The 18350-nt window shown below is 53.1% G+C and carries 16 protein-coding genes and 1 tRNA gene; 12 read left to right on the top strand and 5 right to left on the bottom strand.

Annotated elements, in window-relative coordinates; all coding sequences use genetic code 11:
* Positions 1-67 precede the first annotated feature (67 nt).
* Positions 68-141, top strand: a tRNA-Cys gene (locus Yoon_RS09400).
* Positions 142-202: 61 nt separating this feature from the next.
* Here Yoon_RS09400 and Yoon_RS09395 read toward each other — a convergent pair.
* The 4 genes from Yoon_RS09395 to Yoon_RS09380 all read right to left on the bottom strand — a co-directional run bounded on the left by Yoon_RS09395 (position 203) and on the right by Yoon_RS09380 (position 3971).
* Entirely contained in the window at positions 203-1213 is a 1011-nt protein-coding gene (locus tag Yoon_RS09395; protein WP_238111925.1) for a tyrosine-type recombinase/integrase, read from the bottom strand.
* On the bottom strand, positions 1200-1373 hold the full coding sequence (locus Yoon_RS09390) for a hypothetical protein (protein ID WP_238111924.1): 174 nt from the start codon (positions 1371-1373) through the stop codon (positions 1200-1202). Before Yoon_RS09390 ends, Yoon_RS09395 begins: the two co-directional genes overlap by 14 nt.
* A gap of 920 nt (positions 1374-2293) precedes the next feature.
* Positions 2294-3541 carry a DUF1566 domain-containing protein gene (locus Yoon_RS09385; RefSeq protein WP_238111923.1) on the bottom strand — a complete coding sequence of 416 codons (1248 nt, stop codon included), beginning with the start codon at positions 3539-3541 and terminating at the stop codon, positions 2294-2296.
* Positions 3542-3608: 67 nt separating this feature from the next.
* A complete protein-coding gene (locus tag Yoon_RS09380; RefSeq protein ID WP_238111922.1) occupies positions 3609-3971 on the bottom strand; it encodes a MerR family transcriptional regulator in 363 nt (120 codons plus the stop codon).
* A gap of 106 nt (positions 3972-4077) precedes the next feature.
* Between Yoon_RS09380 and Yoon_RS09375 the strand changes: the two genes are divergently transcribed.
* The 7 genes from Yoon_RS09375 (at position 4078) to Yoon_RS09345 (ending at position 12130) form a co-directional block, all read left to right on the top strand.
* Positions 4078-5166 (top strand): NAD(P)/FAD-dependent oxidoreductase, encoded by a 1089-nt coding sequence (locus Yoon_RS09375; protein ID WP_238111921.1) that lies wholly within the window; start codon positions 4078-4080, stop codon positions 5164-5166.
* Positions 5167-5206: 40 nt separating this feature from the next.
* The gene (locus Yoon_RS09370; RefSeq protein ID WP_238111920.1) at positions 5207-6376 is read left to right on the top strand and encodes a hypothetical protein; all 1170 of its coding nucleotides are present in this window, start codon (positions 5207-5209) and stop codon (positions 6374-6376) included.
* Positions 6377-6566: 190 nt separating this feature from the next.
* Complete coding sequence (locus tag Yoon_RS09365; RefSeq protein WP_238111919.1) at positions 6567-7577, top strand: hypothetical protein; 1011 nt, start codon at positions 6567-6569, stop codon at positions 7575-7577.
* Positions 7578-7905: 328 nt separating this feature from the next.
* Complete coding sequence (locus Yoon_RS09360; RefSeq protein WP_238111918.1) at positions 7906-9246, top strand: ferric reductase-like transmembrane domain-containing protein; 1341 nt, start codon at positions 7906-7908, stop codon at positions 9244-9246.
* A gap of 632 nt (positions 9247-9878) precedes the next feature.
* Entirely contained in the window at positions 9879-10934 is a 1056-nt protein-coding gene (locus Yoon_RS09355) for a hypothetical protein (RefSeq protein WP_238111916.1), read from the top strand.
* A 91-nt stretch (positions 10935-11025) separates the two neighbouring features.
* Entirely contained in the window at positions 11026-11385 is a 360-nt protein-coding gene (locus tag Yoon_RS09350) for a hypothetical protein (protein WP_238111914.1), read from the top strand.
* Positions 11386-11632: 247 nt separating this feature from the next.
* Positions 11633-12130, top strand: a complete 498-nt coding sequence (locus Yoon_RS09345) for a RidA family protein (protein WP_238111912.1) — start codon at positions 11633-11635, stop codon at positions 12128-12130.
* Between the two features lie 2 nt (positions 12131-12132).
* Here the strand turns inward: Yoon_RS09345 and Yoon_RS09340 are convergent, their stop codons facing one another.
* Positions 12133-13308 carry a LysR family transcriptional regulator gene (locus Yoon_RS09340; protein WP_238111910.1) on the bottom strand — a complete coding sequence of 392 codons (1176 nt, stop codon included), beginning with the start codon at positions 13306-13308 and terminating at the stop codon, positions 12133-12135.
* A gap of 44 nt (positions 13309-13352) precedes the next feature.
* Between Yoon_RS09340 and Yoon_RS09335 the strand changes: the two genes are divergently transcribed.
* From Yoon_RS09335 to Yoon_RS09320, 4 genes are read left to right on the top strand one after another with little or no spacing between them, the layout of a single operon-like run.
* Complete coding sequence (locus Yoon_RS09335) at positions 13353-14330, top strand: TRAP transporter substrate-binding protein (protein ID WP_238111908.1); 978 nt, start codon at positions 13353-13355, stop codon at positions 14328-14330.
* A gap of 49 nt (positions 14331-14379) precedes the next feature.
* Positions 14380-14850, top strand: coding sequence for a TRAP transporter small permease (locus Yoon_RS09330; protein WP_238111907.1), 471 nt, complete (start codon positions 14380-14382; stop codon positions 14848-14850).
* Entirely contained in the window at positions 14847-16109 is a 1263-nt protein-coding gene (locus Yoon_RS09325; RefSeq protein WP_238111905.1) for a TRAP transporter large permease, read from the top strand. The genes Yoon_RS09330 and Yoon_RS09325 overlap by 4 nt, the downstream gene beginning before the upstream one ends.
* 24 nt (positions 16110-16133) lie before the next feature.
* A complete protein-coding gene (locus Yoon_RS09320; protein WP_238111904.1) occupies positions 16134-17498 on the top strand; it encodes an amidase family protein in 1365 nt (454 codons plus the stop codon).
* The last annotated feature ends 852 nt before the right edge of the window (positions 17499-18350 follow it).

Raw genomic sequence — 18350 nt, 5'->3', positions numbered from 1 at the left:
TTTCAACACAAACCCCGTTATCCGCTTGACGCCGCCACCCGCGATCCTTAGTGAACCGCCTCAGGTAGGCGAGTTGGTAGAGTGGTTATGCAGCGGATTGCAAATCCGTGTACACCGGTTCGATTCCGGTACTCGCCTCCATTTAATTTCAATGACTTAGCCCGATTTAAGATTTTCGGCGTATTGAAGTCTAAACAAACGTCTAAACATTCTGTTTTTGTTCTGTTCGCATTTGCTGCGCCTGAATCGCTCTGACGCGTTGGCGAACTTGCTTTGTGTAGTGTTGAACCATGGCAGCGCTTTGGCCTGTTACGGCTGCGACAAGATCGTCTCCGCATCCTGCTTCGACTAATTCGCACGCTGCATTGTATCGCCAGCTGTGAATATCAAAACCGAGCGCATTTATCTGTTGCCGGACGTTCTTCACCGCTTGCGCAACGCCGCGATAGGACCAACGATTGGTTCCGCGTTCATTGGTGAGGATAAAGATCGAATGCCGACTTGCCGCATCCAGTGCGGCTTGCAGTTCGGGGAGGATCGGTATCCAGAGCTGTTTGCCAGTTTTGTTCTGGCGCACAGCGAACCCGCCGTCTTGAATATCTGACCAGCGCATTTCAATGACATCGCCAATGCGCTGCCCCGTGCCGACGCAGAGCTCCATAGCCAGTCGCTCGCGCGTCCCAAGAGGGCAGGTAGCGCGATACTGATCTAGAAGCTCTTGGGGCCAAGGTGCGCGTGCTTTCTTGACAGTCTTGATTTCAGATACGCCGCGCGCCGGATTGGTTTCGCACCATCCTAAATCTACACAGTGCTCCAGTAGGACGCGGAGCACCCGTAGAGAATAGTTGGCGAAGTAAGGCTTGTCGGCATTTGAATCGCGAAGACGAATAACGTCTTTGCGCTTCATGTTGGTCGGATTGGCATCGCCCATGACCTCTTCGAAAAACCGCAGATATTTGTCATAATCCAACGCAGTGCGCGGCTTGAGCTGGGTGTATCTGCTGGATCGGTGGTAGCTTTTTACAAGCGCCTTAAATGAACGCGCGGTGACTTTTGAGGTGGGTAGGTCGCCGGAAAGAATAGCTGCGTATTCGGTCCAGAAATCTGGCGTGCCGAATTCGGCTAAGAATTTTTGGGATTTCCACCCCCGGCGTTGAAAGTACAACCCGTTGCGTTGGCGGTATACGTGCTTGGGGAGTTCACGTTTTGTCATGGCGCATATTTAACCTCTCAAATTCATCTGCCGTAGGGGCATCAACCAACACCAATTCGATTCTCTTCCCGTCGATAGTGACACGCCCAACTGATTTTCCCGCACGCTCAAATGCGGTCAATAAACGTAGTGCTTTTGCTTCAATCGTCGTCTGTGCCATCTGGGTTTACCTTACGGGGTCCTTTGTCCAAGTTCGCTTGCGCATCCATTCGGCTGAATGTGCACTAGCGCCCATGCAATCTAACTTGGATCAATGGTACTCCAGAGGTGGATTCCCTGACAAACGAAAGCTGGTATTTCGAAATGTTTCAATTTTAAGGCTGTCAGTACATGTATTCAAATGAACGTGCTTTGTTCTCCTCACAAGGCCGGAACGCCCACAAATAAATTGACGGCGGAAAAAGTATCTTGACAGGTAAATTGATCAGTTTGCGCGGTAAATGTTTCAGTTTTGGGCCTGTCACTAAATGTATACAGGAACAAGGGTGTGTATACGTATGCCGCCGAAATCAAATATTTCGACGGGTCATTCATGTCAATCAGTGGCAGCACGAGCGGGGCTAAGGGGGGTGAGCCCATGCTAGCTGCGATGATTTGTTGTCAACGATGGAGCGAGGGTATCCCCTCGATGCTACGCATCCCCGCTTGAGCGGGGCCCCTGTGGTTTTCCTAAATTCGCTGGATGCCTCCGGCATTCCAACCCGATGGGCCGCCCAGGCTAAAGCTTGGGCAGCGTTATGGTTACGGATGGTCTGGAATTTTCTTAGAAAAATGGGGCGTGCCTTGACGGGAAGATTCCATGTAGGCGCGCAAATAGGCGCTGGGGGTGCTTGGTGGCGCTTAGCTAGGGTGACGGGTATTTAACAATATTGATGTCCCTGTGTGGGCGAACCGCGTGAAAATTGATGACTATCCCGCCATCTGCGATTGGCTGCTGCCCTTCAAAAACAAGCTGGAAAATGGTCAATGAGGCGAGGCGTGTTTTCAGTGCTGGATTTGGATTCCTGTCGACATTGGGATTCATCGTCGGGGTGATAGCGAATGAGGCGCGCGAAAGAGAAGGTCGCGCGCCTGCCGAAATCAACCTGCGTCGCGTACAAGCCGGACGTAGTTCAAAATGCGGATCGCATCGCCCTGGGGCCCGAACCCTTCTGGATAGTCGTCAGGGTCCCCAATCTTTGGATCGCTGCGTTGCGCACCTGCGCCGTGAATGTCGATCCAAGCGTTGCGGACATAGCCCGGGGCCGTTCCAAACGAGATATAGACGGCGCTCATCCCGGCCCGACGGTCGTTCCACGAGGCATGGGTCGTGCCGGTCCAGTAATAGGGATAGTCCGCCTCGCCAGCCTCGTTGGTAATCTGGCTGCTCGCAAACAGCGGATCGATGGCGGCAGATTGTGTTGTGGCCGGCGCACGGGAATAATCCAGCAGGTTCTGCAATTCCTTGGCATTTGGCATGCGCCAATCGGTGTATCCGGCAATTTCGGCATCTCGCGCATAGCTCAGCGCATCTTCCCATGACATGCCCTGTCCGCTGTCCTGCTGGGCCCATATCAGGCCAGAAGCCTGATCCGTGATTGTCCCGTCCTGGTTATCTGTAAAATCATTCACGCCATAGCCGGTATCTCCGCGCACATACATGACGTAGAACACTTTCGGGCCGCCCGAGAACGAGGTCTCCAGCCCATATCCTTTGATACGCCCGTCAACAAAGTTGACGCCGAACATGGTCTGCTCGCCCCGCGTGGTTGTCCCGTATAGGGTTGACGTGGCCATCTGTGCTTCGAGCAAACGCTCGCCCGCATCGACGTCGCCATACCCGTAGTGAAAGATGTCGTCGTCAATAAACGGTTCGATCCCATCGCTGGTGGTGCCGTTATAGCCGGTGCTGTCCTGACCACTGAACAGGATTAGCGAATAGGCCTCCTTGATCGTCGGAAGCCGCCAGTCGGTGTATCCGCCAAGATTGAACGAAGCGGCCCCCGCTGCGGCCTCTTCATAGGTCAGCTTGTCGGCCGCGTTGATCACACCGTCGCCATTCAGGTCGACGCTTTGCTGCCACATCAAACCGGTCACATTGTCGGTCACCGTGCCGTCGCCGTTATCGGTATAGCTGACCGGGTTGGAGGTAAATTGAGCATCCTGACCGGAAAAGGCAGACCTGGCACTCGGACAGGCCATCTCGTGAGCGGCGTCAAAGCAGGTGGTTTGCATTGTGTCTGGTACAGGGAATGGTGCCTCGGCGAAAACCGGGGCCGCGCCAATCAGGACCGCTAGCACAGAAAGAAATGGCATGCGGCGATTGGCACTCAGTGGTTTCTTCATCATCTTGCTTGTCTCACGTGTTGTAGGCAGTTTGTTACGGGTTGAAACACGGGTGCACCCCGCCTTTCGTTCAAAGCCCATCCAGGCCAGATCGGACCTTTCCGATTGCAGCATCCAGAAACGAGATGACGTTCTCAATCTGCGCAATTCGAACTTTGAGCTCAGCAACCTTGGCAACCATGACCTTCTCGGCCTCGGACGGATCGCCACTGTCAAAAAAGGCTTTCATGAGTTCGCGCAGATCGGCGATCGATATGCCCACGTCGCGCGCGCTGCCAACAAATTGCAGCTGCAACAAAACATCTTCGCCGTACTCGCGGTAGTTGTTTGTTGCGCTTTTGCTGGCGGAAGACGCGATCAACCCGTTCTTTTCATAAAGCCGAATGGTGTCGCGGCTCAGGCCGGATCTCTCGGAAAGTTCACCTATTTTCATCATAACCTCCAAACCATGGACCATGGTCTATTGTTTTTTATTTCGAGTACCCTTATGTATGCCTTCGAATCGAAATGCAACCACAGACAGCGAACGGGGCAAACTCATGTCACAGAAAATAGCGATCATTGGAGGCGGCTACGTCGGCGCGGAACTTGCCAAATCTCTGGACAATACAGCTGAGGTTACGCTGATCGAGCAAAACAGCCACTTTGTTCATGCGCCTGCGATGGTGCGGGCCGTGGTTGATCCTGCGATCCTGGACCGTGCGCTAATCCCGTATGATGGAGTGTTGACGCACGGCCGTGTCGTGCAGGGCGTTGCGCAGTCCATCTCTGACACCGAGGTAGCACTTGCATCAGGAGAAACGATTGCCGCCGACTACATCGTTGTGGCAACCGGATCGAGCAACGCGGTGCCATTCAAGGCAAACGGCGGTGACATCGAAGCGCTTCGCGCGACCAATGGGCAGGTCCACGCACAGCTCGTCGCGGCGCAGACCGTTGCCATTGTCGGTGCTGGCGCTGTCGGATCCGAGCTTGCCGGCGAAATCGCCCACGCTTTCCCTGACAAAACTGTGCACCTGATTTCCAGCGAGGCCACGCTCTTCCCGCATCACCCGCCCAAGCTGGGCCGTAAGTTGACGGCGAAGCTCAAAGCATCAGGCGTGTCGCTGAATTTTGGCGCGCGCGCGGAAAACCTGCAGAGCCTTACAGAACCCTATGCTGGCACCCTGTCCCTTTCCAACGGCGCGCAAATCGAGGCCGATTTGGTCTTCCCTGTCATTGGCAGCAAGGCGACATCGACATTGCTGCAATCCTTGCCGGGGGCAGAGGTTGGCCGCGCAGACCGCGTGAAGACGGACGCATGGCTGCGCCCATCACAGTTTGGCAATGTATTAGCCGCAGGCGACGCCGCCGAGACGGGCGATGCAATGACCGTCGTTGGCGCAGGCCGTCAAGTGGCTTGGCTCACCAAGACGCTGACGGCGTTGGTCGAGGGCAAAAACGTCGAAGACCTAAAGCCTTACACCCCATGGGGCCCAAAGGCGCCCTTCCTGGTGCCGCTGGGGCCAAAGCTGGGGAACTCGTTTCTTGGCTTCTTCACCGCTGGAAATTTCCTGACCAGCAAGATGAAGGGCAAAGACCTGTTCCTCAAAAGATACGCAAAGCTGCTGAACCAGTCAGAAGGCTGATCAGCGCACGACTTAACCAATACATCCAAAAGGAAAGACCATGGAAATCTCACGTAGATCCCTTTTGACTTCAACCGCTTTCGGAGCCGGTTTCTTGCTCGTGCCCGGTTTGCGCTCCATGGCCATGGCCCAAACGCCGAAATTCGTGATCGGCAATTACGAGGCACCGGGCCTCTACGATCAGGCGGCGCAAGAGGTGGTGACCGACCGCGATGACGCCTATCACAATGACGGAAATCCGCGCCACTATGAGTGGTGGTATTTTGACCTCTTCACCGATGCGGGCCTCAAAGCCGCGGTGATCCTGATGGACCGCCCCTTGATCAATTTGGACAACCCCGATCTGCCGCCGGTGATGATGCTCAACGTCGAACTCCCCGATGGCACCAACCGCGATTTTCAGGTGCCGTTCCCCGGTGTGGAATTCATTGCGTCGAAAGAACACTGCGACGTTAAGCTGGGCAACAACTGGTGCAAAGGCCGCTACCCGAATTGGCAGCTGCATGCCGAGCACGAAGATCTGGTCGTGGACCTTGAGCTTGTTGCGACCGTTGAATCCTGGCGTGCAGGATCGGGTGCAATGTATTTCGATGAGGCTCTGACGGTGTTTAACGCCCATGTCGTGCCCGCGCCGCGCGCCGTTGTGAATGGCACCATTCAAGTCGCGGGCGAAACGATCGCGATCGAAGACGGCAAGGGCTATCACGACCACAACTGGGGCAATGCCGGCATCGAGGGCGTTCTCAAAGCTTGGCACTGGGGCCGCGCCGAATGTGGGGAATTCACGCTGAACTTCTCGTATATTCAGCACAACGCAGACTATGGCGACAAGGTCGTGTGCAAGTTCATGCTGGCGAAAGGCGAAAAAATTCTCCTGAGCACGGGTGAGTTCGAGGACAGCTTTGTTGGTGAAATTCATGTCGCGCCGCAATCCGGAAACGGTTGGCCTGATGGCTTCCTGATTGAAACGCCCTTCAACGGCGACACGATACGCATCGAGATTTCGGGCAATCACCTGCTTAGTGATGCGCTCAATTCCGACCAAGAGCCGACCGATGAAACTGCTCAGCCGGGTTACATCCGTCTTGGCGGCGACATCAAAATGACAGTGCCGCTCGAGGGCGGTGTCGAGATCGCGACCGGCAGCATCATTCACGAAATGTCCTTTTCGGAAGCGATCCCCAAAGCAGAAGCGAACTGGCTCTTGTAGGTCACCCTTTGTCCCGTTTGCGCAAGATCGTTACAAACGGGACGCACATTAACAGCCAGTCTCTGGGTAAAAACCACACGACAGGCAAACATGACGGAGAGGATTTGTTCCTTTCTAAATACAACAAGCTTTTTGGGCCGATAGGGCTGATCCAGCCCGCTTGAATGGCTCACAAAATATGGAGACTGATATGACTGACTTTTTGAAACACGACGCGATGCATTTGCCATTCCCAATGAAAAATCGGGAGACGGATTTCGAATGGTGGTATTTCGATGCCGAGCTGGACAGCGGCGAGCATGTGGTTGTGATGTGGTCCACCAATGACACCCGTCTGTCGCCGCGCCAGCCGAGCGTGCGCCTGAATATCTTTGCGCCTGATGGTCGTGAAATCAGCGAGCTGGTCCGCCATTCCGAGGATCAAGTCAGCCTGTCCTACGACAAATGCGACGTCCACATGGGTGATGATTTTTGCATCGACCAAGGCGACCACTTCGAGATGAAGGCGCTGTGCAATGGTCACGGGATCCACCTGAAACTTTACAAGGATTTCCCGTCCTGGGTGGTCGGTAAAAACCCGCAAGAAATGGCGATGGCCGCCATGGGGTGGACCATTGCTGTTCCGCAGGGGCGGGTCGAAGGGATGTTGACCAAAGATGGCGTTGAAACACCCGTCAAAGGCAGCGGTTACCGCGATCACAACTGGGGCGAAGTTCCTGTGTCCGCAGGAAAACGCAACTGGTATTGGGGCAAGCTGCACACACCTGAGTACTCCGTCGATTACTCGGTCATGATCCTGCGCGACGGCCCGCCACAGTTTAGCTGCCTCGTCTTTTCCAAGGATGGCGCTGTTATCGATCCGGTTTTCAACCGTGAAGGTCTGACGATGACCGGTTCGGTCGAAGACATGGTCCCTGCGAGCGAAAGCGAATTGGGACTGCCTTATGGAAAGACCCTCAAAATGAAGGCCTCGCAGGGCGACTTCGAGATCGAGTTCCAGATCGACCAGGACCACCTTGTTATGGTCGAGCGGCCCTTGAAAGAATGCGCCCCCAACGGGGAACCTGCCTACCGGTACCTTGGGAATGAGACCATTCGGATCACCAAAGCGGGCGAAACGCAGGAGTTCAAGACACAAGCGCTACACGAGATCGTCTTCACCATTCGCGAAGATGACAAGTATAATGGGTACGAGGGCTGAAAGAGCCGCCGCCGGGGCGAGCAATGCCCCGGCATCTTGCCTCTCTCTCGGACCAGTACCTGTCACAGCGCCCGTAGGATAAGCCTGTCCGGGGGAAGGGGGAGTGCGATCACGCCCCGATTTCTGCGACAATGCCGGTCCAAACAAATCTGGATCAAATTCGAAGCGGACAACGCTGTCGGTGTTGTCACGTTGACCGGGCGCACCGAAATCAAAAAAAGCAGGGGCAGCCGACGGAATTTCGTTCCTGCCATGTAGAAGCTATGACCGGCCGCGTTTTCTACATGCAAGCCTGTAACTCAATTCAACCCATTTCAGGAATAGCTCCATGAAAAATATAAGAATCGCTCTTTGGAGCATACTTGGCGTGCTGACCGCGCTGTGGGTCGCCGCAAACCTGCCCTTTCCCGAGATAACGGGTTTTCAATCGGCCCGGAACCTCTTTCTGCAATACTCCGGCGTTATGGCTATTGGCGCCATGAGCGTCGCAATGATCCTCGCGGCGCGCGCCAAGTGGTTGGAGCCATGGCTTAATGGGTTGGACAAATCTTACCGCCTGCACAAATGGCTGGGCATCTTCGCACTGGTCGCTGCACCCCTGCACTGGGTCGCTGCAAAGGGGCCGAAATGGGCGGTGCAATGGGGGCTGATGGACCGGCCCGAGCGTGGTGGTCCACCCGCAGGCATGCCCGAGCTGCCCGCCATTCAGGAATTCCTGAACAGCATGCGTGGAACGGCCGAAGCCGTAGGCGAATGGGCTTTTTATGCGACCGTCGTGCTGATCGCTCTCGCCCTGATCAAGCGCTTTCCCTATAAGCTCTTTGTCTCCACCCACACGCTGATCGCAATCGCCTATCTGGCGCTGGTGGGCCATTCCATCGTGTTAATGAATTTTGACAGTTGGACACAGCCGCTGGGCGTGATCTCTGGCGCGCTGATGCTGGGCGGCGTGATCTCTGCCGTTCTGGCACTCACCCGTCAGATCGGTCGCTCGAAACGGGTTCACGGCCTGATCGACAGGATCCACAGCTTCCCCGACATGCGCGTTACGGAGATCGACATTACTTTGGAAGACGGCTGGAAAGGGCATGACGCAGGTCAGTTCGCCTTTGTCACCTTCGACAAGCGTGAAGGCAAACACCCCTTTACGATGGCCTCGGCTTGGGATCCCCAAACACGCAAGATCAGTTTCAGCACAAAGGCCCTTGGCGATTACACCAACCTGATGGCCGACACGCTCTCCATCGGTGGTGCGGCGATGGTGGAAGGCCCTTATGGCCGCTTCACCTTCCATGACACCGAGAGCCGTCAGATCTGGATCGGCGGCGGCATCGGGATCACCCCGTTTATCGCGCGGATGAAGCAGCTTGCTCTTATGGGCAATACCGGCACCATCGACCTGATCCACTCCACGCCCAAGACTTCCGACGAGGCGCGCGCGCTTCTGACGGCGGATGCCAAGGCGGCAGGGGTCCGGCTGCATCTGATGGTCGATGACCGTGACGGAATGCTGACCGGCGACCGTCTGCGCGAGATGGTGCCGGATTGGAACACGGCCTCGGTCTGGTTCTGCGGCCCTGCGGCTTTCGGAACAAGCCTGCGCGATGATCTCGCAAAGAACGGCCTTCCTTCCCGGCGCTACCATCAGGAGCTTTTCAATATGCGGTAAGCAAAGGCGGGACAGGCCCCCTCGCGTTTCAACGGACGTTTCATGCGCGTTCGGGCCTTCCCACCTGCGGCATATGTCGGATCGCTATCCTTGCTGATATTCGGATCGCTATCCTTGCTGATATTTGCCTCGAAGACCTTAGTGAATGCTCAGCCCCGCGCCTTGATTGTCGATCCCGCTCTCGGCGAAAGGGCCGATTGAATTCGAGCCATCGGACTGGCTTTCGATGCCCGCTATGGCCGCACATGCTTCTTTACGGCAAAATACGCCGCATCTGAAGGTAAATGCTGCGTCAGCAACACGCAAAAACGTCAATGTCGGGAAAGTCCGCGATCTGTGAGTTCGCATGGCGGGCAACGAACGTCTGCTCACCACGTCCTGTCCCAATAAAACAGTTGTCTGATTGGGGCGGTTTCCGGCCCAAACAAATCAACGACTTGGACGGCAAGAACCTAAGTAGATTCAATTAGGACAGATTGACAAGTTGCTTGGAGTGTCATTTCGTCCCCTCCCGCAAACGACCCTACGTAAGCTGATGAAATACTCTTGGCTCCGCAAATGTCGTCGAAAGATTGGATATGACCGGACACTTCACCTATGGTTGTTAGAAATTGCCCCCTGAAGGATTTGATTTGCCCCGCTTTTCCCAAGTTTATTCGTTAGCCAATTCACAGTCGCAACTAGATTTCGTAGACGTAGAGTTAACTCGCGACGTTCCGCTTTACCTCGACCCCTATGCCATACAGCTCAAATCTGATGACTGGTCCGACCTCTGCATCGGACAAATCAGATCATTCTTCACTGAAGTTCTCAATGCTCTACGGGAAGGTAATGATGCGCGTGCCACTCATTTACTCAGCAATTTGCATGAGCCAAATGAGACTAGATTTGGTGTATCACAAGGAAGGCCACGGGGACGTGCGATTGGAGAACAGAAAGCTAGAAGCCTCACAAACTCGATTGTTAACAGCCGTGCCTTCGAAACAGGCGTGTTGGCAGATGTCGCGGAGGCCGAGCTTTTCATCAAATATATCGGACCTGATACGATTTCGGACCTAACTACTAACGTACTTCGCCAACAACTGGCCGACTATACTGTCCAGCAATGCGAACTCTATGAAATTGAAACACACCCGACGAACAGCCTAGGCCCGATATGGAACGCGCAAACGCGTGACTGGCAGTCTGTAACCTTGAACTTACCCACATACGATGGGACGCCAATTTTGCTGGTTCCCAAACTATCGGTGAGGCACCATTTGGCCCTCAACAGTCAAGAATTCTACACCCACCATATGCTTGAATTCCTGAAAGCCGAGTATCATCAAGCAGGCGGTGCACTTGTCAAATCCTATAAGGACGGCACAACATATGTAACCAAAGAATCTGTGAAGGACATCCACCCCTTCATCAAAAATGATCTGGCGCAATTCGTTCTTGATCACCCAGAGGTCTTAGAATTTTATAAGAACTTGAAGGGCGCAGAAGGTCCGCTTTCAAATGAAGATTTTGCGAGAGTTGTCGCTCAAAGCAACTTTGATGAACGAGTGTTTGCAAGAACGCTGATCGAACTTTTGACGGCGATGCCGCTTGGGCATGAGGCAGCGACTAGATATCACAATCTGACTTTGGGAATTTGCTCATTTTTATTCTATCCGGGGCTTAGTTGCCCGCTGAAAGAGGCTTAGTTGCCCGCTGAAAGAGGCTGAGATTCATCAAGGAAGGAGGCGGATTGACATCAAGTTTACGAACACTGCCACAAGAGGCTTTTTCTTTGAAATGATGAATATGCAGGCGCTCTGCGCAACGATCGGGATGCCTTGCAACGCGCCCTGGACAATCTGCACCTCCAGCTTTCCGTATGTGGCGGGCGGCTACAAACACTCCTGGATGACAAAGGGTCTGACCATGCCGTTGACCAAATACCTGATGCTGATCTCATCGCTGTCCCTGATCACTGGCTGCGCCCCTAAACCGATCCTGGTGCCAGACGGTGCGGCAGGCTTCTGCGACATCGAAGAGCCGCGACGCTTCACGCAAGAAGAGCTCAACTGGCGCGCCGCCAATGCGCCCTGGAACCTGCGGCGGGATTTTAAGACAAACATCAGCTGGGATCGGGAATGTGAGGGGGAGGGGTGATGGGGCTGTTCAGCTTTATGGGAGGAGTGAGACATTCGCTGTAGTCGCGAAAGCAGGTGTCAATTGAACTTAGAAGAGGCCGCTCGCTGGAGGATGTTCAGTTTCAACTCTTTTCACAACGTTTCCGGTATCGCACCTCTTTTTTGATGTTGCTGTTTTGGCAATGCATCCCTGCCAGATGGGCTCTACCTGTATTTCAAGTGTCACCATAGTTTCAAATGAAACATCGTTGAAAAAAGGAATACTCATGTCTGAAACCGTTGGTGTCTTAGAACGCAAACTCGAAGAACTTGGCTTGAAGTTGCCACCACCACCGCGCCCGATTGGGAACTACCTGCCGGCTTCACAGGTTGGGAATATGTTGTATGTTTCAGGCACGTTGGGAACGATCCGTGATGATAACGATAACGATATCATGCCGATCAAGGGCAAATTGGGTGGTGAGCTGACCATCGCGCAAGGGTATGAATCTGCGAAATTGATGGCACTAAACCATCTTGCATTGATGAAAAAAGCCATCGGCGATTTGGACCGGATTGAACGCATCGTCAAAATGGTTGGCTACGTCAATTCTGCACCAGGGTTTACCGAGGCGCATTTGGTTCTAAATGGCGCATCTGATCTTTATGTTGCGCTTTTGGGAGAAGAGCGTGGCAAACATGCGCGCGCCGCATTGTTCCAAAATGAATTAGGTTTGGATGCCCCAATTGAAGCAGAAATGACTGTTCTTCTGAAGTCTGAATAGGATTACGCTGGCGCCCACCATTTTTGGCGTGCAGCGGTAAGAGCAGAGGCATCTCGCGCTTCCCAATCCATAAAATGTTCTTCCGCAAATTTCGCAAATAGCGTCGTTGCGGGAGAAAGCGAGCGTTGTCGCCTACGCGCAATTGAAAGACGGCGGTGCGCGAAGGCAGGGCATTGCAGATTAACTGGCGCAAGCGCGTTTCCTGTGACTTCGCTATAAACGGCTTGCACAGGAACAAAAAATACCGCGTTGTTGCGTATTGCGTAACTGCGCAAAAATTGAAGGCTGTTGCTAACAGTGCGCGGCGCGACCTTGGCTTTTTCCTTTTTTGCGACTCTCTTGATCAATTGACTAATGCCAAAACTATCATCGGGCAAAACATGATCGTACTCTAGCAATTCAGCCAGTCCAATTTCCTGGCCATCGCTGAGTACGTGATCTGTTGGTACAAATGGAATAAGGGCCTGCCGATAATCTGCGAAAGTCTCGATCGCATGGTGGTTTGAAAAGTCGTAGACAAAGCCAATATCTGCGTCGTATCGATCAAGCGCATCGACGGTCTCGTCTCTGCTTGCGACGGTGGTTTCAAAGATCACGTCAGGATATAGTTGATTAAATTCGGTCAAAACCTCGGGCAGGAAATTTTCGGTAATACCTTCGACGGTAGTGATGCGGATCGCACCGCGGTGCAGTGCTTTTAAATCGTCGATATCGGACTGAACCAACCGCAATTGCGCTTCAATCTTTAATCCGTGTTTCCAAAGACGCACGCCTGCTTCGGTTAAAGTTACGCCGTCAGAACGACGATCCAGCAGCACGCAATCCAGTTCGTGTTCCAGCGCTGATATTTGCCTGCTTATTGCCGAGGCAGCGATATGTTGTCGTTCGGCAGCCCTGCGTATTGATTTACACTTCGCAACCTCGAGAAAATATTTCAGCCCGTTTAAATTCATTGCATACCCCGGTCTTCTTCGCACAATAATTGCGCATATTGCGAAATGATCTGTTGCCGATTTGGCAACGCGCACTTCGCAAGTTAATGCTACCTGCGGCAAAAAATGCAATGCCATAGTTGATGTTGAAAGCAAGGTAATGGTTCTACAAGCGCCAGACACTTTGTTTACTTTCCCTTCTGCAAGCGAAGGGGCGGTCACGATCGAGAAAAATAATAGAGCCACAAACTGGTCTTCGAATAGACGCTATCCAACAAGAGGAACATCACATGAAACTATTTTCCGCCGCTTCGGCCATTGCCATTTCGTCGCTTCTGGTAAGTGCTGCACATGCAGATACGATCACATTGCGACTTGGCCATACGGGGGCCCCGACACACCACTACCAAACGATTTCTGAGTTGTTTGCCGACGCCGTCAGGGAGCGGACAAACGGCGAAATCGACATTCAAGTTTACCCTGCCGATCAGCTTGGTAAGCAATTAGAAGCCGTCGAAGGCACAATGCTGGGAACGCAAGACATCTTTCTCGTTTCTGATACGGTTTTGTCCAACTGGGTGCCGGACATGGGTATCTTGAACCTGCCATTCTTGTTCTCATCGTTGGATGATGTTCATGAGGTTCTTGAAGGACCGGTTGGCGATCAACTTGAAGCCAAGATGGATGGCACGGGAGCTGTTGTTATCGGCTGGTGGATGGGCGGTCTGCGCAACATTACCAACAATGAACAACCAATCACCACACCTGCTGATCTTGAAGGCGTTAAAATTCGCGTTCCAGAAGGCGAAGTCTTCGTTGAAACGTTTAAAGCCATGGGTGCCAACCCAGTCGTGATTTCCTTTGGCGAGCTGTACTCGGCTTTGCAGTTGGGGACTGCTGACGCGCAAGAGAACCCGCCCGCACACATTTTGACACAAAAGTTCTACGAAGTTCAGGCCTACACAACACGGACTGCGCACATCTACCTCGGGTCGCCACTGATCATGAACGAAGCGCTGCTCGAATCCCTTTCTGAAGAGCATCGTCAAGTTTTGCTTGATACGGCGACTGAAATGGCGGGCATTCACTTGAATATGGTGAATGACCTTGAAGATGCGCAATGGGCAGAACTGGCCGAGTTGGGCAATCAAATCAACGACGTTGATGTCACGCCGTTCCAAGAAGCAACAGCGCCTGTGATTGACATGTTCAAAGAAACCTTGGACGCCGATATCATCGAAGAAATTCAAGCAACGCTTGCAGATTGATTGAGATGGTCCGCGCTGGAGACTGTGCGGACCAACCGAAAGGGAAAGTATGAAGTTCTTTAACTGGCTAGAAATAATCACTAAATACCTGGCCGGATTTTGTTTATTTGCCGTTTTTGTGCTTGTGACTGCACAAGTCGGTGGACGGTTTCTCTTTAACTTTTCCTTCGCTGCAGCCAGTGAACTCTCGATCTACGCGATGATTTGGTCGGTCTTTCTGGGGGCTGCAGTTGCCTTTCGCAGCAACAATCACATCGCAATGGACATCATCAAAACGCGGCTCCCCAAGCGGGCAGAGACTATTGTGGATGTTGTTATCTTTTTACTTCTTGTCGCCTTCCTGTGTCTTGTTGTCGTCAAGGGCCACGATCTGGCGCTTAGGGCGATGCGGCAAACCTCGCCTGCTGCACGGATACCTGTTGGTTATATCACCATGGCAATGCCAGTTGGGTCGGTCATTGCGCTGGTCTTTTTATGTGAACAACAAGTCCAAAAATTCTTAAACTGGAAAAAGCCATGACCGAGATACTGTTTATCGCTCTGTTTGGTCTTTTGCTTTTGGGCGTGCCGGTCGCCTTTGCGCTTGGGATTGCATCCGTTGTGGCGATACATTTCGCCAGCCCAATCCCTTTGCTGATTATTCCGCAAAAACTGTTTAACGGTTTGAACAGCTTCCCTTTCCTTGCGATCCCCCTGTTTTTGTTGGCAGGCAACATCATGGCAGCCGCACAAATTTCGGAACGGTTGGTCAAGCTCGCCGGACTGGCACTAGGGCGTTACCCGGGTGGTTTGGCGCAGATGTCGACGGGGGCATCTGCGTTCTTTGGTGCTATTTCGGGATCTGCCCCGGCGACGACCTCTGCGATTGGGTCCATTTTGATCCCATCGATGAAAGAACGCGGCTATTCGCCATCTTTTGCAGGCGCAGTCGTGGCATCGTCTGGTGCGCTTGGGCTGATTATCCCCCCCAGCCTCACAATGGTCATCTACGGCACAATCGCGGACGTTTCGATCGGTGATTTGTTTATTGCGGGCATCTTGCCGGGCGTCTTTATCGCACTGGCCTTGGGGTGCGTGAATTACTTATTGGCCAAAAAGAATGGTCTGGCCGGCGAGCCACGGGTGCCCTCTGTCGGTGCGCGCAAAGTTATGAGCGAAAGCGGGCTTGCCTTGATCATGCCCCTGATCATTCTGGGTGGGATTTATGGTGGGATATTCACGCCAACGGAATCTGCTGCGATTGCTTGCTTGTACGGGCTTATAGTTGGGCTGTTCATCTATCGGTCAATTACGCTCAAATCACTTGGCCCAATCTTCGTGAACACGGCGATCAGCTCGGCTGTGGTGATGTATCTGATGGGCACCGCAAACGCGTTTTCCTATATCATTACTGCAGAGCAACTGCCGCAAGCGGTCGCGATGTCGATCCTCGAAATTAGCAGCAACCCAACGCTGATTATGTTCATGATACTTGCGCTTTTGCTAATCGCAGGGACCTTTTTAGACAACGTCGCAGCATTGGTTTTACTGGTACCTACGCTGGGAACGTTGATCGCCGCCGTCGGCATTGATCCAATCTATTTTGGCGTCTTTACGGTCATCGCGCTTGCGGTCGGGAACTTCACACCTCCTGTTGGTCTCAACCTGTTTATCGCGGCGCGGCTGTCGGGATCGCGCATAGAAGACATCTCTAAAAGTGCGCTACCCTATATCGGCGCATATCTGGTCGTCCTTTTGGGACTGATCTTATTCCCAAAAGTCATCACAATTTTTATCTAACGCCCAAAATAATCGGAGCTTCGCGTGACTAAAGACCTACCACAAATGAGTGCGACAGCTCTGGCAAAATCACTCGCACGGGGTGAACTGACCTCAGAAGCGCTCGTTGAGTCCTGTTTTGCCAGGATCAAGGACCACAACGATGATAGCATCTTCATTTCCCTGACCAAAGAAGCTGCGTTTAAGGCCGCCCGTGCGAGTGATGCGCGGCGTAAAGCAGGTAAATTGTTAAGTGTGTTCGACGGTATCCCCGTCGCGTGGAAAGATTTGTTCGACGTGCCAGGAACTGCGACAACCGCTGCAAGTGCTGTCTATGAAAATGCCACACCGCCAGTCGAGCCTGCCGTGATTTTCGACAACTGCACAAAGGCTGGCATGATCTGCATCGGCAAAACTAACCTGTCTGAATTTGCCTATTCCGGCCTTGGCCTTAACCCTCATTTTGGAACACCCGTGAACCCAAATTCCAAAGATGATCCGCTTGCACCGGGGGGATCTTCAGCAGGGTCGGCCGTTGCGGTGGCGGCGTCAATCGTTCCACTTGCGGTTGGAACGGACACCGCCGGTTCGGTCCGTGTACCGGCAGCATTTTGTGGAATTGTGGGGTTCAAATCCAGTCAAAAACACTATGACAAGGCGGGCATCTTCCCACTGTCTGAAAGTCTGGATTCTGTCGGAACGTTCGCACACACCATCGAAGACCTGATCACCTTTGACGCTATCCTGCGCGGCGATCCTACGCCAGCACCGCAGGCGATCCTATCTGATGCAAAGCCAAATCTGATTATCCCCACGACACTGGTGATGGAAGGGTTAAATCCAGAAGTTGCCGCCGCATTCGAAGGGGCGGTTAAGCAGCTCATTGCGGCGGGGTATTCAGTCGTCGAACGGGAGTTTCCAATTTTTGCAGAAGTTACAGACCTGTTTTCCAAGCATGGGACGTTGACCGTTGCAGAAGCTGCTGCATTGCACAAAGATCTCCTTGCCAGCGCGGATGCTGCAAAAATGGATCAGCGCGTCCGCGAACGTATGCTTTCTGCAAGCCAATTTACAGCGCAAGACTACATTCAGCTACAATGGGAACGTGCAAGGTTGCAGGCCGCTGTGGTAGAAAAACTTGGCGACGACATTTTGCTTTTTCCCACGGTCTCTATCACCGCTCCGTCAATCGCAAAACTAGAAGCAGACAATGATTTATTCGTTGCTACGAACCTTATGGCGCTGCGCAATACAATGTTGGGAAATTACCTTGGGATGCCTGGGGTGAGCTTGCCGATTGGTGTGACTCCTAGCAACACGACAATCGGAGCGTTGTTTTCGATGGCAAATACGAAAGATCTGGACTTGTTGACTTACATTGCTGCATTAGAGCCAGTCCTGTTAGTTTAGGCTCAATAGGACCCAAAGATAGTATGGACGCTTCATAGGACCGAACAACACCCTTACCTCTGAGAGGCACGGGCCCAACGTCGATGGCAAGATTGTGACGACAGGAACCGTCGCCTGTCGCAGTTTGCACACCAACGAAAATCCGGAATATAGGCAGGCGGCCGCACCATCATACTAATGTCCTGATAGTCCGCTTTAGGTCGTTTGCATCGATGATCCTCTGGGATATTGAGCGCCAACGCCCGCAATTTTTAGACGCTTTCACTTGATCGATCAGGTTTCTGCTTGCCACACATTCTTGAAATGTTTCCGCTGCGTTCCGAGTGGCTGCCACACACAAAACGGTTTGAGAACAAACAATTCTAGCGGATTGCAAATCCGTGTACACCGGCTCGATTCCGGTAGGGGCAGGACCCACAACCAGAATATGACGGATGCTTCGAGAGCGATTGCTGAAAGGAAGACCTTTGGGCATCGGTCAATGTCCGCTATGCGGGCTGCAACCGCAGCATCTTGGGCGAGGGCCGATCTTGCTCCATAGCTTTTTGCCAAACGGAACTTACGTGCTGCTTACCCTAATCATCACTTAAGGTAATAGATTGAACGAGTGCATGTGGGCCGAAGTCAAGTGCATCCGCAATGTCGAGTAGTTCAATAACATCAACCCTGCGCTGTCTGCTTTCAAGTCTTGAAATGTGCGACTGGTAAACGAGCACTCGGGGCGGAACCAAAGCGCGACTGGTCCACCTATTTGGTCCCATAGGCGCTGAGTCAGACAGGCTCGGTCAGTCCGAACAAAGTCTCGTTCAAACAGCCACGACCCTTATTTGCCCCGGTAATGGGGAAATTGGT

This window comes from Yoonia sp. I 8.24 (assembly GCF_022096995.1).
Lineage (GTDB): Bacteria > Pseudomonadota > Alphaproteobacteria > Rhodobacterales > Rhodobacteraceae > Yoonia.
The sequence above is the reverse complement of the archived record's forward strand: the minus strand, read 5'-3'. Positions and strand labels throughout refer to the sequence as shown.